This is a genomic window from Plantibacter sp. MCCC 1A11337 (assembly GCF_013349365.1).
Taxonomy (GTDB): Bacteria; Actinomycetota; Actinomycetes; order Actinomycetales; family Microbacteriaceae; genus Plantibacter; species Plantibacter flavus_A.
This window is the reverse complement of record NZ_JABJWX010000001.1, coordinates 712,128-727,284: the sequence shown is the minus strand read 5'-3', so window position 1 is coordinate 727,284 and position 15,157 is coordinate 712,128. Positions and strand designations below refer to the sequence as shown.

The window sequence follows — 15,157 nt, the reverse complement described above, 5'->3', positions numbered from 1 at the left end:
GAGGACGGGTCCACCATGCTCCTGACCATCGGATTCGCCGTGGTGGCGCTCGCCGTGGTCCTCGTCGGGAGCGCCGCCACGTCCCTGTACGTGGAGCACAAGCGGCTCCTCGACCTCGCCGACCGCCTGGCCGCGACCGCTGCGGAGTCCTTCTCCATCGACGACGTCACGATCCAGCCCGACGGGACCTTCCGACCCGTCCTCGATGACGACTCGGTCCGTTCGAGTGCACGCGACGACCTCATCACCGGCGGGGCGGGTGCGCTCACCGGCGTCGAGATCGTCGCGGCGCGGACCCCGGACGGCCGGAGCGCGGAGGTCTCGCTGGCGTCGGACTGGCGGCCGCCGATGCTGACGCTGTTCGTCCCGCAGGGCCTCCGGATCGAGGCGACCGCGAGTGCTCGCAGTGTCTTCTGGTGACGGCGGACGGACCTGCCGTCGATCAGGGGAACGGGCGCGTGCCGCGATCGATGTAGCGGGGGATGAACCGGAAGAGGAGGAACGCGCCGATGAGCCCGACACCGCCGATGGTGCCGGCGGCGAGGGAGATCGACGCAGCCGCGGTGATCCCGGACATCGCCAGGGGAGCCGCGGCGGTGCCCGCGTCGCCCAGGAAGCGATAGGCGCCGAGGAACGGCGCGGGACGGTCCGGCGGCGCGAGGTCCGAGCCGAGGGTCATGAGGATGCCGCTGCCGAGCCCGTTGGACAGCGCCAGCACGAGGGCGACGGCGATGAACCAGACACGCGCCCCATCGAGGTCGTGGGTGAAGGCCAGGACGATGAACCCGGAGCCCAGCCCGATCATCGAGGGGACGGCGGTCCAGATCCGCCCCCAGCGGTCCATCACCTGACCGCTGGCGTAGAAGAGAGCGAACTCCACCGCGCCGACGACGCCGATGATGAGCGCCGTGTCCGTCTCCGAAACGCCGATGCTGACGGCCCACAGCGGGAGCAGCACCGCCCGGCACGAGCGCAGAGCGCCGACGAGTGCAGCGGTCGTCCCCATCCTGGTGAGCACCGCGCCATGGGCTCGGATCGACGCGATGAGACCGCTCGACTCCTCGGACGCGAGCTCCTCACCCTCGGTCCGCTCCTCGCCGTCGGCGGTGCGTGTCGACGGCGGTCGCCCGAACATCTCCGCAGGGTCGGGGAGGACGAGCAGGGTGATCGCGGAGCCGGCGCAGCAGATCACCATCACCCAGAACGCCGCCTGAGACGTCCCGGTGAGGTGGATGACGCCTGCGGCCAGGAACGGGCCGATGAACGTGCCGGCGCGGAAGACACCGCCGAGGGAGGAGAGCGTCCTCGCCCGGTACCGCATCGGCACGTACGTCGTCATGAACGCATGCCGTGCCAGACCGAACACGGCGGTCGCGAGCCCGATGCAGAAGATGCCCACGGCGAGGACGAGCGGATTGGGGGAGATGGCCGCCGTCGCGACACCGACGACCGCGAGCAGCGCCGCCCACATCATCGCGAAGCGTTCGCCGATCCGACTGACGATCCAGCCGGAGGGGACGTCGCCGACGAGTTCGCCGAGCATGATGAGCGAGGAGATGACGCCGGCGACGGCGAGCGTCGCCCCCAGGTTCCCGGCGACGGCCGGGATGATCGGGATGATGGCGCCTTCACCGATCGAGAACAACAGTGTGGGGAGGAAGACCGAGACGGCCACGGAGCGCAGCTGGAACGGGCGTTCGTCGGAAGTCATCCCCTCGATCGTACGCCCGCGGCCCTGCGCGGTAGGCTGAAGCCAAATGTTTGACTTGGACCTCTCCACACAGATCAGTACCCTCCGCTCGACCTTCGACGACATCCGCACCGTCGTCGACGTCGACCGTCTCGAAGCCGAGATCGCGACGCTGAGCGAGCAGGCGGGTGCCCAGGATCTCTGGGACGACACGACGAACGCGCAGAAGGTGACGAGCGCCCTCAGCCACCGTCAGTCCGAACTCGCCCGCATCACCAGCATCGCGAACCGGCTCGACGACCTCGAGGTGCTCATCGAACTCGCGACCGACGCCCAGGACGAGGAGTCGGCCGAAGAGGCCCGCCAGGAGCTCGTCAGCCTGCAGAAGGTGCTCGGCGAACTCGAGGTGCAGACGCTGCTGAGCGGCGAGTACGACCCGCGCCCCGCCGTCGTCACCATCCGCGCCGGCGCCGGTGGTGTGGACGCCGCCGACTTCGCCGACATGCTGTTCCGCATGTACCTGCGGTGGGCTGAGCAGCACAAGTACCCGGTCACCGTCATGGACACGAGCTACGCGGAGGAGGCCGGCATCAAGTCGGCGACCTTCGAGGTCGACGCGCCGTACGCCTTCGGCACCTTGAGCGTCGAGGCGGGCACGCACCGCCTGGTGCGCATGAGCCCCTTCGGTGCCGCCGGCAAGCGTCAGACGAGCTTCGCCGCCGTCGAGGTCATCCCGCTCATGGAGGAGACGGAGATCGTCGAGATCCCCGAGTCGGACATCCGTGTCGACGTCTTCCGGTCCAGCGGCCCCGGTGGACAGTCGGTCAACACCACCGACTCCGCCGTGCGCATCACCCACCTGCCGACCGGCACGGTCGTCTCGATGCAGAACGAGAAGAGCCAGATCCAGAACCGTGCCGCAGCCATGCGCGTGCTCCAGTCGCGACTCCTCCTCATCCAGAAGGAGCAGGAGGCCGCGACGAAGAAGGAGCTGGCCGGCACCATCACGGCGAGCTGGGGCGACCAGATGCGCTCCTACGTGCTCGCGCCGTACCAGATGGTCAAGGACCTGCGGACGGAGCACGAGCAGGGGAACCCCGCAGCGGTGTTCGACGGCGATCTCGACGGGTTCATCGCCGCGGGCATCCGCTGGCGGTCGATGTCGAAGGCGGAGTAGCGCGGGGCGGCATAGTCTTCGCCCAGCCCTCGTACAGGGTACGGATCGCGGGCGTGTCCTGCCCGTAATCGGCAGGTCGCTCCTTAAGCTCAAGGAGCCATGATTCGGTTTGATCACATCTCCAAGAAGTATCCGGGAACCTCGCGTCCCGCGCTCAACGACGTCGATTTCGAGATCCTCCGGGGAGAGTTCATCTTCCTCGTCGGCGCCTCGGGGTCGGGGAAGTCGAGCTGCCTCCGCCTGATGCTCAAGGAGGACAAGCCGAGCAAGGGCAAGATCCATGTGCTCGGCCACGACCTCGGTTCCATCTCGAACCGCAAGGTGCCGTACTTCCGGCGCAGCCTCGGGGTCGTGTTCCAGGACTTCCGTCTACTGCCGAGCAAGACGGTCTACCAGAACGTCGCCTTCACCCTCCAGGTGATCGGCAAGTCGCGCGGCTTCGTCCAGGAGGCCGTCCCCGACGTCCTCAAGATGGTCGGACTCGACGGCAAGGCGCAGCGCCTGCCGCACGAGCTGTCCGGTGGTGAGCAGCAGCGCGTCGCCATCGCCCGCGCCATCGTCAACAAGCCGCAGATCCTGCTCGCCGACGAACCGACCGGTAACCTCGACCCCGCCACCAGCGCCGGTATCATGCAGTTGCTGGAGCGCATCAACGCGGGTGGGACGACGGTCGTCATGGCCACGCACGAGGCCGGCTTCGTCGACCAGATGCAGCGCCGGGTGATCGAGCTGCAGGACGGTCAGATCGTCCGTGACGAACGCCACGGTGGATACGGCACGACCGCGGCCATCCCGGGTCTCGTCAGAGGATCCTCCAAGGCTGCCGCTCCGGCGGCACAGTCAGCTCCCGCAACGGCCTCGACTCCGGTCGCACCCGTCGTCGAGACCTCCTCGGTTCCGGTGACGACCACGACCTCGTCCGTCGCTGCCAGCTCCGAGCCCACGACGAGTGCCGTGGCCGCAGCCGCGGTCGCAGCCACCGCGGCCACGCCGACCGCTCCAGCCGCACCGACCGCGCCCGCCGCGGTCTCGCGCGAGACCACACCGCAGGCCGACACCGACGAGGTCGTCACCCGGGTGTCCGGCTCGACGCCGATCCAGGAACCGGCCGTAGCACCCGTCGCCGAGCCTGAGACTTCGGCGACGCGAGCCGAGGAATCGACACCGGAAGCGCCCGAGGCCGAGCCGACGACGCCGGAAGCGGAGCCCGCCGTGCCACCGGCGGCTGCGGTCCCGGAGGTCGCGCCTCCGCAACGCCTGAGCAACGCCACGGGCCCCATCGGGCTCCCGGCACGCAACGAGATCGACCCGATCGAGGTCGAACACCTGTCGCTCGCCGAGCGACTCGGCCTGCGTGCCGCGGCGCGCGGCACTGAAGACGGAGAGCAGAACGTGGGGCCGACCAAGTGAGACTCGCACTGATCTGGTCCGAGGTCTGGAACGGCCTGCGTCGCAACGTCTCGATGGTCGTCTCCGTCGTGCTCGTGACGTTCATCTCGCTCACCTTCGTCGGTACGGCCGTTCTGCTGCAGATGCAGATCGGCCAGATGAAGAACTACTGGTACGACCGTGCGCAGGTCGCGATCTATCTCTGCACCGCCGACAGTGCGGGCGACACCTGCGCCGCCGGTGCCGCGACCGAAGAGCAGCGCGCCGCCGTCCAGAGTGCCCTCGAGTCGTCGACCCTGGCGCCCTTCGTGGACAAGTTCTACTTCGAGGACCAGGCGCAGGCGTTCACGAACTTCCAAGAGCAGTTCAAGGGCAACGACATCGCACAGTTCGTCACGGCGGACCAGCTGCCCGAGACTTTCTGGGTGAACATGAAGGACGCCTCGCAGTCCGATGTGCTCGTCGAGGCGTTCTCCGGCGTCGCGGGCGTGGAGCAGGTGACGGATCAACGCCAGTACCTCGACCAGATCTTCTCGGTCCTGAACATCGCCAGTTACACGGCGATCGGGATCGCGGCACTCATGCTGGTCGCTGCAGCCCTGCTGATCGCGACGACCATCCGACTGTCTGCGTACTCGAGACGCCGGGAACTCGGCATCATGCGACTGGTCGGTGCATCGAACCGGTTCATCCAGACACCGTTCATCCTCGAGGGTGTGTTCGCCGCGCTCATCGGCTCCATCCTCGCGGCCGGGGCGGTGATCACCATCGTCCAGGTGTTCGTCCAGGGATACCTGGCGGACCGCATGCGGTACGTCAACTTCGTCGATCTCGGTGACGCCTTCGTGGTCCTCCCGATCCTGCTGCTCGTCGGCGTACTGTTGGCGGCGATCTCGGCCAACTTCGCGATCTCGCGGTACCTCAAGGTCTAGCGGGGAGGCGGTGCGGCCACCGCACCGCTCGCTCTGCGTTAGACTGACAGGCTGCCGCGATCGCGGCCGGTCCGTTCCGATGGATCCGAACCAGAACGTCAGGAGTACACCGTGCCGAGGGAACGGGGCGAGAACGTCGTGGCCACGAACCGCAAGGCCCGCCACGACTACACGATCGAGGACACCTACGAGGCCGGCATGGTCTTGACGGGTACCGAGGTGAAGTCGCTGCGAGCCGGGCGGGCGTCGCTCGTCGACGGGTACGCCTTCATCGACCGCCGTGAGGCGTGGCTCGACGCGGTGCACATCCCCGAGTACGGTCAGGGCACGTGGACGAACCACCCGCCACGGCGCAAGCGCAAGCTGCTGCTGCACCGCGAGCAGATCGACAAGATCGCCCACAAGATCGCCCCCGGTGGCTTCACCCTCGTGCCGTTGAAGATCTACTTCAAGGACGGCAAGGCCAAGGTGGAGATCGCCGTGGCGAAGGGTAAGAAGGAATACGACAAGCGGCATGCCCTGCGAGAGAAGCAGGACACCCGTGAGGCCGCGCGTGCGATGGCCACCAGGAACCGGCTCGGCGAATAGGTGACAGGCGCCACTCGGGCGCGGTACACTTGAAAGCTGCACCGCAAGGTGCTCGTCCACCGTTCGCGGTGGATTGACAACTCGACAGCGTGTGACAACGACCCTCTTCGCCTCGTTCTCCGAGGCGCTGAGTCCATGGGGATGATCGGTTTCGACATTGCCTGCGAAACTGCGAGAAGCGGGTCGAGGATGCAGGGTTATCTCGTTAACGATCTCTGCAAAACAACAAGTGCCAACTCTAAGCGCACTGACTTCGCCCTCGCTGCTTAAGCGAGCCCGATAGTCCGTCAGACCGAGCGTGTCCCCGTCTCGGATCCTGGCGTCATCTAGGGGACTTGCTGGATGACGGAGCCGCGACGTCATCCGGGACTTTTCTTCGGCTGGGCCCGTCGACCAAGATGCCCTTGTCAATGGTCGGGGCCGAGTAGAACGTGTCAAGGGATACGCCCGTAGAAGGCGCAGAATCACAGCAGTGGACGGGGGTTCAATTCCCCCCATCTCCACTCCGGACGTTGTCACACGCTGCCGAGTCGACGACAGGCCCCCGCTTCGGCGGGGGCCTGTCGTCGTTCCTGGGGTCGGACGGGTACCCACGGGCTGCTAACCTGGGAGTCCAGAGGCCGCCACCACCCGGGAGACCTGCATGGCGACAATCCTGCTTGTTTTTGCTGCGATCGCCGTCGCCACGCCCACACTCACTCGAGTGCTGTCGACGAAGGTCTTCTACGTCATCGCGTGTATGCCCGCGGCGGCATTCGTCTGGACGCTCTTCCAAGCCGGCACGATCACGGCCGGCGGCACGGTCGTCGAGACGATCGAGTGGATCCCGCAATTGAGCATCGCGCTCTCGTTCCGGATGGACACGCTCGCCTGGCTGCTGTCCCTCGTCGTCACCGGCGTCGGTGCCCTCGTATTGCTCTACTGCGGCCGCTACTTCTCGTCGACCGAGCCCGGCCTCGGTCGCTTCGCCGCGCTCCTGTTCGCCTTCGCCGGCACGATGTTCGGCCTCGTGACCGCCGACGACATCATCGTCATGTTCATGTTCTGGGAGATCACGAGTGTGCTCTCCTACCTGCTCATCGGGCACTACACCGATCGCAAGGAGAGTCGCGGTGCCGCGCTCCAGGCGCTCCTGGTGACGACCTTCGGCGGGCTCGTCATGCTCGTGGGCGTCATCATGATCTCCGTGCAGGCGCAGAGCACCTCGCTCGCCTCGATCGTCGAGCAGGGTCTGACCGGCCCCGCGACCACCGTCGCCATCCTCCTCATCCTCGTCGGGGCGATCTCGAAGTCCGCGCTCGTGCCGTTCCACTTCTGGCTGCCGGCCGCGATGGCCGCACCGACGCCCGTGAGCGCATACCTGCATGCTGCGGCGATGGTGAAGGCCGGGATCTACCTCGTCGCGAGGCTCGCTCCCGGTTACGCCGACACCCCGGGTTGGGACGCGATGCTCGTCGGTCTGGGCGTCCTCACCATGGTCGCCGGAGCCTGGCGGTCGCTGCGTCAGTACGACCTCAAACTGGTCCTGGCCTACGGGACGGTGAGCCAGCTCGGATTCCTCATGGTCATCTCGGGGTACGGCACCCGCGATTCGGCCCTGGCCGCCGTCGCGCTCCTGCTCGCCCACGCCATCTACAAGGCGGCGCTCTTCCTCGTCGTCGGCATCATCGACCACCGTGCTGGGACGCGTGACTGGCGGCACCTCTCCGGTCTGGGACGTCAGACGCCGGTGCTCGCCGTCATCGCGGCGATCGCGGTCGCGTCGATGGCCGGCATCCCACCGCTCTTCGGGTTCGTCGCGAAGGAGGCGGTCTTCACCTCGCTGCTGGAGGGCGCGCTCGAGGGCGACGTGTGGGGGTGGGTCGCGATCATCGGTACCGCCGTCGGGTCCGTGCTGACCGTCGCGTACAGCGCCCGATTCCTCTGGGGCGCCTTCGGCGACCGACGCGGCGCCGCGCCGACCGAACTGCATGCCGAATCCGGAACGATCATGATCGCGCCGGGCATCCTCGCCGTCGCGACCATCGCTCTCGGCTTCGCGACGAAGCCCATCGACACGGTGCTCGCGCCCTACGCGGACTCCGTGGGGGAGGGCGACTATTACCTCGCGCTCTGGCACGGCCTCGAGCCGGCGCTCGGCATCTCGGCCGTCGTGGTGCTGCTCGGTCTGCTGCTCTTCCGCTGGAGGCTCCCGGTCGCGCGTCTGCAGGACCGCCTGCCACCCCTCATCGACTCGTCGAAGGGCTATTGGGCGGCGACCCAGGGCATCGACCGGCTCTCCGCGAAGGTCACCCTGTTCGCCCAGCGCGGCGGGCTCGTCCAGTACCTGTCCACCATCCTCGTGGTCTTCGTCCTCACCCTCGGCACGATCGCCCTCCTCGGGCGCGCCTGGCCGAGCGAGATCCGACTGTGGGACTATCCCGCCCAGGTGGCCATCGCCTTCATCATGGCGACCGCGGCGATCGCGGCCGCCCGGGCGAAGCAGCGCATGGCCGCTGTGCTCCTCGTCGGCGTCACCGGGTTCGGGCTCGTCGCACTGTTCGCCCTGCACGGCGCTCCCGACCTCGCGCTGACCCAGGCCCTCGTCGAGACGATCACGATCGTGGTGTTCGTCCTCGTGCTCCGCCGACTGCCGGCCAAGATCGCCCAGCGCAACGCCCCGGTCCACCGCGTCCGTCGGGTCGTCATCGGGACGCTGACCGGCCTGGTCATGGGGCTCATCGGGGTCATCGCCCTCGGCGCGCGGCAGGCCGAGAGCATCGCGACCGAGCTGCCACGGCTCGCCGTCGAGGAGGGCCACGGCAAGAACATCGTGAACGTCATGCTCGTGGACATTCGGGCCTGGGACACCATGGGGGAGATCTCCGTGCTCGTCGTGGTGGCCACCGGTATCGCGAGCCTGCTCTTCGTCTCACAGCGGGGCGCCGAGGTCCCGCGCCTCAGCGGTGCGCGGCGCCGACGTATCCCGGGCCTCCGATCCCAGGTCGTGTCGGACCCCCACCTCGCGGACAGCGAGATGGAGGCGCCTCGCGACGCGGTGGGGCGGCACTCATGGCTCATCGGTGGCCGGGCGATCGCCGAGGCGAACCGTTCGATCCTCCTCGAGGTCCTCGTGCGGCTCCTCTTCCACCCGGCGATCGTCGTCTCCGTCTTCCTCCTCTTCGTCGGCCACAACGAGCCGGGCGGCGGCTTCGCCGGTGGTCTGCTCGCCGGCCTCGCGCTCGTGATGCGGTATCTCGCCGGCGGACGTTACGAGCTCGGCGAAGCCGTGCCGATCGACGCGGGCAAGGTGCTCGGCGTCGGGCTGCTGCTCGCGGTGGGGACGGCCGTCGGTTCCCTGTTCTTCGGCGGCGAGGCGCTCCAGTCCGCGTACTTCTCGGCCGACGTCCCGATCCTCGGACACCTCTCGTTCGGCACATCCAGCATCTTCGACATCGGCGTCTACCTCGTCGTCGTCGGACTGGCACTCGACATCCTGCGCAGTCTCGGGGCCGAAGTCGACCGTCAACAGGAGGAAGCCGACATCGACGAGCAGAGTACGGACGAGTTCTCGGCGAGTGAGGTCGAGCAATGAGCGCCTCACTGACCCTCGTCGTCCTGATGGCCGTCATGTACGGCACCGGGGTGTACGTCATGCTCGAGCGGAGCCTCACCAGGTTCCTCATCGGGTTCGTGCTCGTCGGTAACGCGACGAACCTGCTGATCCTGATCATGAGCGGCCCGAGCGGCACCGCACCGCTCGTCACGGGCACCGCCTCCGACGAACGCATGGTCGACCCGGTGCCGCAGGTGCTCATGCTCACGGCCATCGTCATCAACTTCGGCGTGACCGCCTTCATCCTGGCGCTCATCTACCGGACCTGGTGGTTGGCGCAGCTCGGCGACGAGGGCGACACCCTCAGCGACGAGCACGCCGACGACACCGAGGCGGCGACGGAGGCGGTCTTCAACCAGGTCGACCTGGACGACGAGGCCATCCAACGGGTCCTCGACGAGAGCAACGAGCACGGCGACGATCGCAAGACGACCAGGAAGGGGGCAGGCGAATGAACGCACTCGTCCCGCTCGTGGTCATGATCCCGCTGATCGGTTCGGCGATCGCGCTCATGTTCCGCAACCGCCGCAAGACGCAGGTGGCGATCAGCGTCATCGCGCTCACCGCGGTGACCGTGATCAGCGCGATCCTGCTCGCGGCCGTCGACCAGAGCGGCACGATCGTCGTGGAGCTCGGCGGCTGGTCCCCGCCGTGGGGGATCGTGCTCGTCGTCGACCGGCTGTCGGCGATCATGCTGCTCGTCGCGGCCCTGATGCTGCTGGGCGTCCTCATCTTCGCCATCGGTCAGGGCATCGTCGACGGCGACCGCGAGACGCCGGTGTCGATCTTCCACCCGACCTACCTGGTCTTGGCGGCCGGGCTGTTCGACGCCTTCGTCGCGGGCGACCTCTTCAACATGTACGTCGGCTTCGAGATGCTCCTCGCATCCAGCTACGTCCTCCTCACCCTGGGCGGCACCGGCGCGCGGATCCGCGCCGGTGTCACGTACATCGTCATCAGCCTCATGTCGTCACTGCTCTTCGTCGCCGCGATCGCCCTCATCTACGGCGCGACGGGCACGGTGACGATCGCCCTCGTGGCGGACCGCGTGCGCGACCTGCCGATGGAGGTGCAGGCGATCCTCTGCGCCGCGCTCCTGCTCGGGTTCGCGGTGAAGGCTGCGGTGTTCCCGCTCTCGTTCTGGCTGCCCGACTCCTACCCGACCGCGCCGGCGCCGGTCACGGCGGTGTTCGCGGGCCTGCTGACGAAGGTGGGTGTGTACGCGATCATCCGGACCGACACGCTCATCTTCAAGGACGTGCCGCTGGCGACACCCTTGATGGTCATCGCCTTCCTGACCCTGCTCATCGGCATCTTCGGCGCGGTCGCCCAGGCCGACATCAAACGATTGTTGTCGTTCACGCTCGTGAGTCACATCGGCTACATGATCTTCGGCATCGCCGTCGGCGGGGTCGCCGGGACCGCCGCGACGATCTACTACATCGTCCACCACATCGTCGTCCAGACCACGCTGTTCCTCACCACCGGTCTCGTCGAGCGGATCGGAGGGACGACCTCCATCTCCCGGCTCGGCGGCATCCTGAAGGCCTCCCCGATCGTCGGCGTGCTGTTCTTCATCGGAGCGATGAACCTCGGCGGCATCCCGCCGTTCTCGGGCTTCCTCGGCAAGATCGGGCTGTTCCAGGCGGGTGTCGCCCTGGGCGACCCGCTGTCGTACATCCTCATCGCCGCCGGAGCCGCGACCTCGCTCCTGACCCTGTACGCCCTGGCACGCGTGTGGAACATGGGCTTCTGGCGCGGGAAGGACGAGGTCGCCGGATACTCGTCGCCGTTGCTCGACCAGCTCGCGGAGAGCCCCGAGGACTCGGGGTCGGTCGACACCAAGACCATCTCGCGCCCGATGATCGGTGCCACGACCGGCATGGTCGCGTTGACCCTCGCCCTCACGGTCTTCGCGGGGCCGCTCTTCGGACTGGCCACGCGCGCGGCGGAGAACATCGAGGACCCGGACAACTACATCACCGCGGTCTTCCCCGACGGAACGGAGCACCTGGAGTAATGCAACCGTCACGTCGTCGCGCTCTGTTCAGCCAGGCCCTCCTCCTGGCCGGACTCATCCTGCTCTGGTGTCTCCTCTGGGGGATGTTCGACCTGCTCACGCTCGTGACCGGCCTCGGGGTCGCGTTGCTGGTGTCGTTCCTGTTCTACCTGCCGGCCGTCGAGCTGAGCGGCCGCATCAACCTCTGGCGGACCGCGATCTTCCTGGGCAAGCTCCTCGTCGACATCGTGCGGGCGAGTGCGGAGATCGCGTGGCTCGTCCTCAAGCCGAGGTTCCGGTCCAGCAACGCGGTGATCGCGGTCCGCCTGCGGACGACCTCCGACCTCATCATGAGCTGGACGGCCGAGGCGGTCTCGATCGTCCCGGGCTCGATCGTGGTGGACCTCGACCGCACGGCCTCGACGCTCTACCTGCACGCGCTCAACGTGCATGACGACGCCGACATCGACGCGGTCGTCGCCGAGGTCCTCGGGACGGAGCGACGGCTCATCCTCGCGATCGGTTCCCGCGCCGAGGCGGACGCCCTCCGCCACGACCATGACCACGTTTCGATCGGAAGGGGGCAGTGATGCTCGTCGTGATCATCATCGTCTCCGTGTTGTTCGGTGCCGCGGCCCTCGCGGCGGTCTACCGGATCATCCGCGGGCCGAGCCTGCTCGACCGCGTGATCGCCTCCGACGTGCTCGTCGCCACCGTCATGTGCGCGATCGGGGCCGAGATGGCGATCAACCGTCACACGGACGGCCTGCCGGTCCTCCTGGCGCTCGCGATGTTCGCGATCGTCGGCTCGGTCAGCGTCGCGCGGTTCATGTCGAAGCAGGACGACGCATGACCGGCGAGCTGGTCCGAGACATCGTCACCGGGGCCCTCGTGCTCGTCGGGGCGATCATGTGCTTCGCCGCCGGTGTCGGCCTGCTGCGCTTCCCCGACGTGTTGTCCCGCCTGCACGCGGCGACCAAACCGCAGATCCTCGGGCTCATCGCGATCATGGCGGACGTCGCCGTCTCGAGCCCGACGGTCGGGACCATCACGATCGCGATCGCGATCATCGTGTTCCAGAGCCTCACCGCGCCGATCTCCGCGCACATGGTCGCCCGGGCGGCCTACCGCAGCGGCAACTTCGACGGGGCCGTCCTCGTCCGCGACGAGCTCGCGGGACGCGAAGAACTCGGCGAGGAACGACATCCCGGCCACACGCCCGAATAGCGGCACAATATCCCCATGGGAATGCTCATCTACGGGTCCGGCGACGAGTACGAGATCGAAGACCGCGCGCTCGCGCACCTGAAGGCCGTCATCGGGGCGAAGCTGCGCCGCCAGGAGAGCTTCTTCCTCAGCTGGGCGAACGATCCCGAGCACGGTTCCGGACGACGCTCGCTGTGGTTGTCCCCGAGCATCCCGCTGCAGTTCCGCTTCTTCGGGAGCCGTCCGCCGGAACTCAACCGTGCGTGGCTCGAGGTCCTCTCGGATTCATCGCACACCCCGCGAGGGCTGCAGCTCATCCCGGAGTCCGAGGTCGACGGATACCTCGCGGGGAACGGAGCGCCGCGCGACGCGGGCGCCGAGTCCCACGACCAGGATCACGGCTAGGACGGGTCGTCCGTCCCCACGAGCAGGACGCGCAGCGCCGTCTCCGGTGAGCCGCGACCGTCCGGTGGGATCGTCTCGCCGTGCGTGTAGCGATCGACGACCCGCGGGTCGACGTAGCTGGACTTCGCGATCGCCGGGGTGTTGCCGAGGACCGCTGCGGCGTCACGCATGGCCTGTGCGAGCGCCTTCGAGCGTGCCGTCTTGGTCTGCACGGGTCCGGTCTTCGCCAGGCTCTCCGCAGCCGCGACGGTGCCGTGCAAGGTCCGGAAGTCCTTCGCGGTGAATTCGCCGTTCGTCTGTGCCCGGACGTAGTCGTTGATCTGGCTCGCCTGGAGGTGCCGCCACCGGTTCCCGTCCTTCCAGGCCAGGAGGCGGGCGTGCGGTCCGCGGCGCTTCAAGGAGCGGATGAGTGAGGCCAGGTCGGCGTCGACGATGTCGGACTCCCAGGGCTGTCCGCTCTTCGCCGGGAACTTCAGTGCGACGGTGTCGCCGCTCACGCGAGCGTGCGCGCCCTCGAGGGTCGACAGGCCGTGACTCCCGTTCGCCTCCGCGTACTGCTCTCCGCCCACGCGGAGGGAGCCCGTGTCGAGCATGCGGAAGGCGCCGGCCGACACCCGTGCGAGCGGGTACCCCTCGAGCCGAAGGTCCCGGGTGACCCGACCTCGCGCGGCCGGGAGAGCCTCGGCGAGGGCCAGGGCGCGGTCGAACTTGCTCCGGTCCTGACGCTCGCGCCACGACGGGTGGTAGAGGTACTGCCGCCGACCGGCCGCGTCGATACCGGTCGCCTGGATGTGCCCGTTGGCGTAGGGGGTGATCCAGACGTCGTTCCAGGCTGGAGGGACCACCAGACCGTCGATCCGGGCTCGGATCTCCTGATCGTCGAGGAGCGAACCGTCCGGCAACCGGTAGCTGAAGCCGCGCCCGGATCGAACCCGTCGGATGCCCTGGCCGTTCACGTCGCTGCGCCTCAGTCGTACCATCCGCCCAGCGTACGACGCGCTCGGATCCCGCTCGGCGGGCTTGCGCCGCGCCGTGCGCCCGTGTCAGCCGACGGGCGGCAGCTCGGCGAGGAAGGCGTCGTGCAAGCGCCCGTTCGTCGCGAGGGAGCTCCGTGTGGAGATGGTCTCGATGCCGTCGATGTCCGTGAAGCGACCGCCGGCCTCGAGGACGATCGGCACGTGTGCGCCCAGGTCGTACTCCTGCACGCCGAATTCGGCCACGGCGTCGATCGAGCCTTCGGCGAGCAGCATGTAGGGCCACATGTCACCGATGGCCCGATCGCGCCACAGGGAGCCGCACAGGGCCAGCAGCTGCGGGATCCGCCCGACCGAGGCCCACTGCGCGATGCTCTGGAAACTGAAGGACGCGTCGGCGAGGTCGGAGACCCCCGAGACGGACAGTCGGCGAGGGGTGGTCTCGCCGAACCGGACGCCCCACGCGCCGTGTCCGATGGCGCCCCACCAGCGGGCGTGCATGGCGGGTGCGCTGACGACGCCGACGACCGGGACGCCATCGACGGCGAGGGAGATGAGCGTCGCCCAGTTCGAGACGCCGCGGAGGAAGTTCGCCGTCCCGTCGATCGGGTCGATGATCCACTGTCGATCCGTCGGGCCCTGTGCGCCGTACTCCTCGCCGAACACGCCGTCGTCCGGGCGCTCGGTCTCGAGGATGCCGCGGATGGCGCGTTCGACGGCGAGGTCGGCGTCGGTGACGTGCGAGCGGTCCGGCTTGGTGGAGACGTCGAGGTCGCGTGCCTCGAAGCGGCCCATGGCGATGCGGTCGGCCGCGTCGGCGAGCCGGAGCGCGAGATCGAGGTCGGCGGGGGAGACGGTCACGGGTTCGGTCACCCCTCCAGGATAGGGTCGCGCGGGCCTGATCGGACGACGCCCGAAAGGCAGGAGACGTGCCTCCGCGACACGCCGACGGGCTCGATTTCGCACCCGGGCCAGTTGGGTGCTAGTGTCATATCTCGGTTCGGAACACTCCGAAACCACGCACCTCTAGCTCAATTGGCAGAGCAACTGACTCTTAATCAGTGGGTTCCCGGTTCAAGTCCGGGGGGGTGCACCACACCAGCAACGGCCTCGTCTTCGGACGGGGCCGTTCTGCATTGCGGTTCGGCTCGTGTTCGAGCATTCGGCTCGACGAAGCGCTCCGGTAGCGTTTCGCGACAGCT

General features: G+C 68.0%; 15 protein-coding genes, 1 tRNA gene and 1 other RNA gene. 14 read left to right on the top strand and 3 right to left on the bottom strand.

Annotation, left to right across the window (positions count from 1 at the left end; all coding sequences use genetic code 11):
* Nucleotides 1–15 precede the first annotated feature (15 nt).
* Complete coding sequence (locus tag HOW07_RS03355) at nt 16–420, top strand: hypothetical protein (RefSeq protein ID WP_175116080.1); 405 nt, start codon at nt 16–18, stop codon at nt 418–420.
* A 22-nt stretch (nt 421–442) separates the two neighbouring features.
* Here the strand turns inward: HOW07_RS03355 and HOW07_RS03350 are convergent, their stop codons facing one another.
* Nucleotides 443–1,711, bottom strand: a complete 1,269-nt coding sequence (locus tag HOW07_RS03350; RefSeq protein ID WP_175116079.1) for an MFS transporter — start codon at nt 1,709–1,711, stop codon at nt 443–445.
* Between the two features lie 46 nt (nt 1,712–1,757).
* Here HOW07_RS03350 and prfB point away from each other — a divergent pair, with 46 nt between their 5' ends.
* The 12 genes from prfB to HOW07_RS03290 all read left to right on the top strand — a co-directional run bounded on the left by prfB (nt 1,758) and on the right by HOW07_RS03290 (nt 12,981).
* On the top strand, nt 1,758–2,867 hold the full coding sequence (gene prfB, locus HOW07_RS03345; protein ID WP_175116078.1) for a peptide chain release factor 2: 1,110 nt from the start codon (nt 1,758–1,760) through the stop codon (nt 2,865–2,867).
* A gap of 99 nt (nt 2,868–2,966) precedes the next feature.
* Nucleotides 2,967–4,277, top strand: coding sequence for a cell division ATP-binding protein FtsE (ftsE, locus tag HOW07_RS03340; protein WP_175116077.1), 1,311 nt, complete (start codon nt 2,967–2,969; stop codon nt 4,275–4,277).
* Nucleotides 4,274–5,188: a permease-like cell division protein FtsX gene (gene ftsX / locus HOW07_RS03335; RefSeq protein WP_064296231.1), complete on the top strand. Its 915-nt coding sequence runs from the start codon at nt 4,274–4,276 to the stop codon at nt 5,186–5,188. The genes ftsE and ftsX overlap by 4 nt, the downstream gene beginning before the upstream one ends.
* Before the next feature lie 111 nt (nt 5,189–5,299).
* Nucleotides 5,300–5,776: an SsrA-binding protein SmpB gene (smpB, locus tag HOW07_RS03330; RefSeq protein ID WP_056007115.1), complete on the top strand. Its 477-nt coding sequence runs from the start codon at nt 5,300–5,302 to the stop codon at nt 5,774–5,776.
* A gap of 137 nt (nt 5,777–5,913) precedes the next feature.
* Nucleotides 5,914–6,282: a transfer-messenger RNA gene (gene ssrA, locus HOW07_RS03325) on the top strand.
* Nucleotides 6,283–6,419: 137 nt separating this feature from the next.
* Nucleotides 6,420–9,350: a Na+/H+ antiporter subunit A gene (locus HOW07_RS03320; RefSeq protein WP_175116076.1), complete on the top strand. Its 2,931-nt coding sequence runs from the start codon at nt 6,420–6,422 to the stop codon at nt 9,348–9,350.
* Entirely contained in the window at nt 9,347–9,826 is a 480-nt protein-coding gene (locus HOW07_RS03315) for a sodium:proton antiporter (protein ID WP_064296234.1), read from the top strand. Before HOW07_RS03320 ends, HOW07_RS03315 begins: the two co-directional genes overlap by 4 nt.
* On the top strand, nt 9,823–11,391 hold the full coding sequence (locus HOW07_RS03310; protein ID WP_121290127.1) for a Na+/H+ antiporter subunit D: 1,569 nt from the start codon (nt 9,823–9,825) through the stop codon (nt 11,389–11,391). The genes HOW07_RS03315 and HOW07_RS03310 overlap by 4 nt, the downstream gene beginning before the upstream one ends.
* The gene (locus tag HOW07_RS03305) at nt 11,391–11,960 is read left to right on the top strand and encodes a Na+/H+ antiporter subunit E (RefSeq protein WP_064296236.1); all 570 of its coding nucleotides are present in this window, start codon (nt 11,391–11,393) and stop codon (nt 11,958–11,960) included. The genes HOW07_RS03310 and HOW07_RS03305 overlap by 1 nt, the downstream gene beginning before the upstream one ends.
* Nucleotides 11,960–12,223, top strand: coding sequence for a monovalent cation/H+ antiporter complex subunit F (locus HOW07_RS03300; RefSeq protein WP_064296237.1), 264 nt, complete (start codon nt 11,960–11,962; stop codon nt 12,221–12,223). Before HOW07_RS03305 ends, HOW07_RS03300 begins: the two co-directional genes overlap by 1 nt.
* On the top strand, nt 12,220–12,597 hold the full coding sequence (gene mnhG / locus HOW07_RS03295; RefSeq protein WP_175116075.1) for a monovalent cation/H(+) antiporter subunit G: 378 nt from the start codon (nt 12,220–12,222) through the stop codon (nt 12,595–12,597). Before HOW07_RS03300 ends, mnhG begins: the two co-directional genes overlap by 4 nt.
* 15 nt (nt 12,598–12,612) lie before the next feature.
* Nucleotides 12,613–12,981, top strand: coding sequence for a hypothetical protein (locus HOW07_RS03290; RefSeq protein WP_175116074.1), 369 nt, complete (start codon nt 12,613–12,615; stop codon nt 12,979–12,981).
* On the opposite strand, the gene HOW07_RS03285 is transcribed toward HOW07_RS03290, so the two are convergent.
* Complete coding sequence (locus HOW07_RS03285) at nt 12,978–13,961, bottom strand: DNA topoisomerase IB (RefSeq protein WP_121290131.1); 984 nt, start codon at nt 13,959–13,961, stop codon at nt 12,978–12,980. The genes HOW07_RS03290 and HOW07_RS03285 overlap by 4 nt on opposite strands.
* A gap of 63 nt (nt 13,962–14,024) precedes the next feature.
* Nucleotides 14,025–14,828, bottom strand: coding sequence for an inositol monophosphatase family protein (locus HOW07_RS03280; RefSeq protein WP_314139441.1), 804 nt, complete (start codon nt 14,826–14,828; stop codon nt 14,025–14,027).
* 147 nt (nt 14,829–14,975) lie between these two features.
* Here HOW07_RS03280 and HOW07_RS03275 point away from each other — a divergent pair.
* Nucleotides 14,976–15,051 (top strand) — tRNA-Lys (locus tag HOW07_RS03275).
* Nucleotides 15,052–15,157 lie beyond the last annotated feature (106 nt).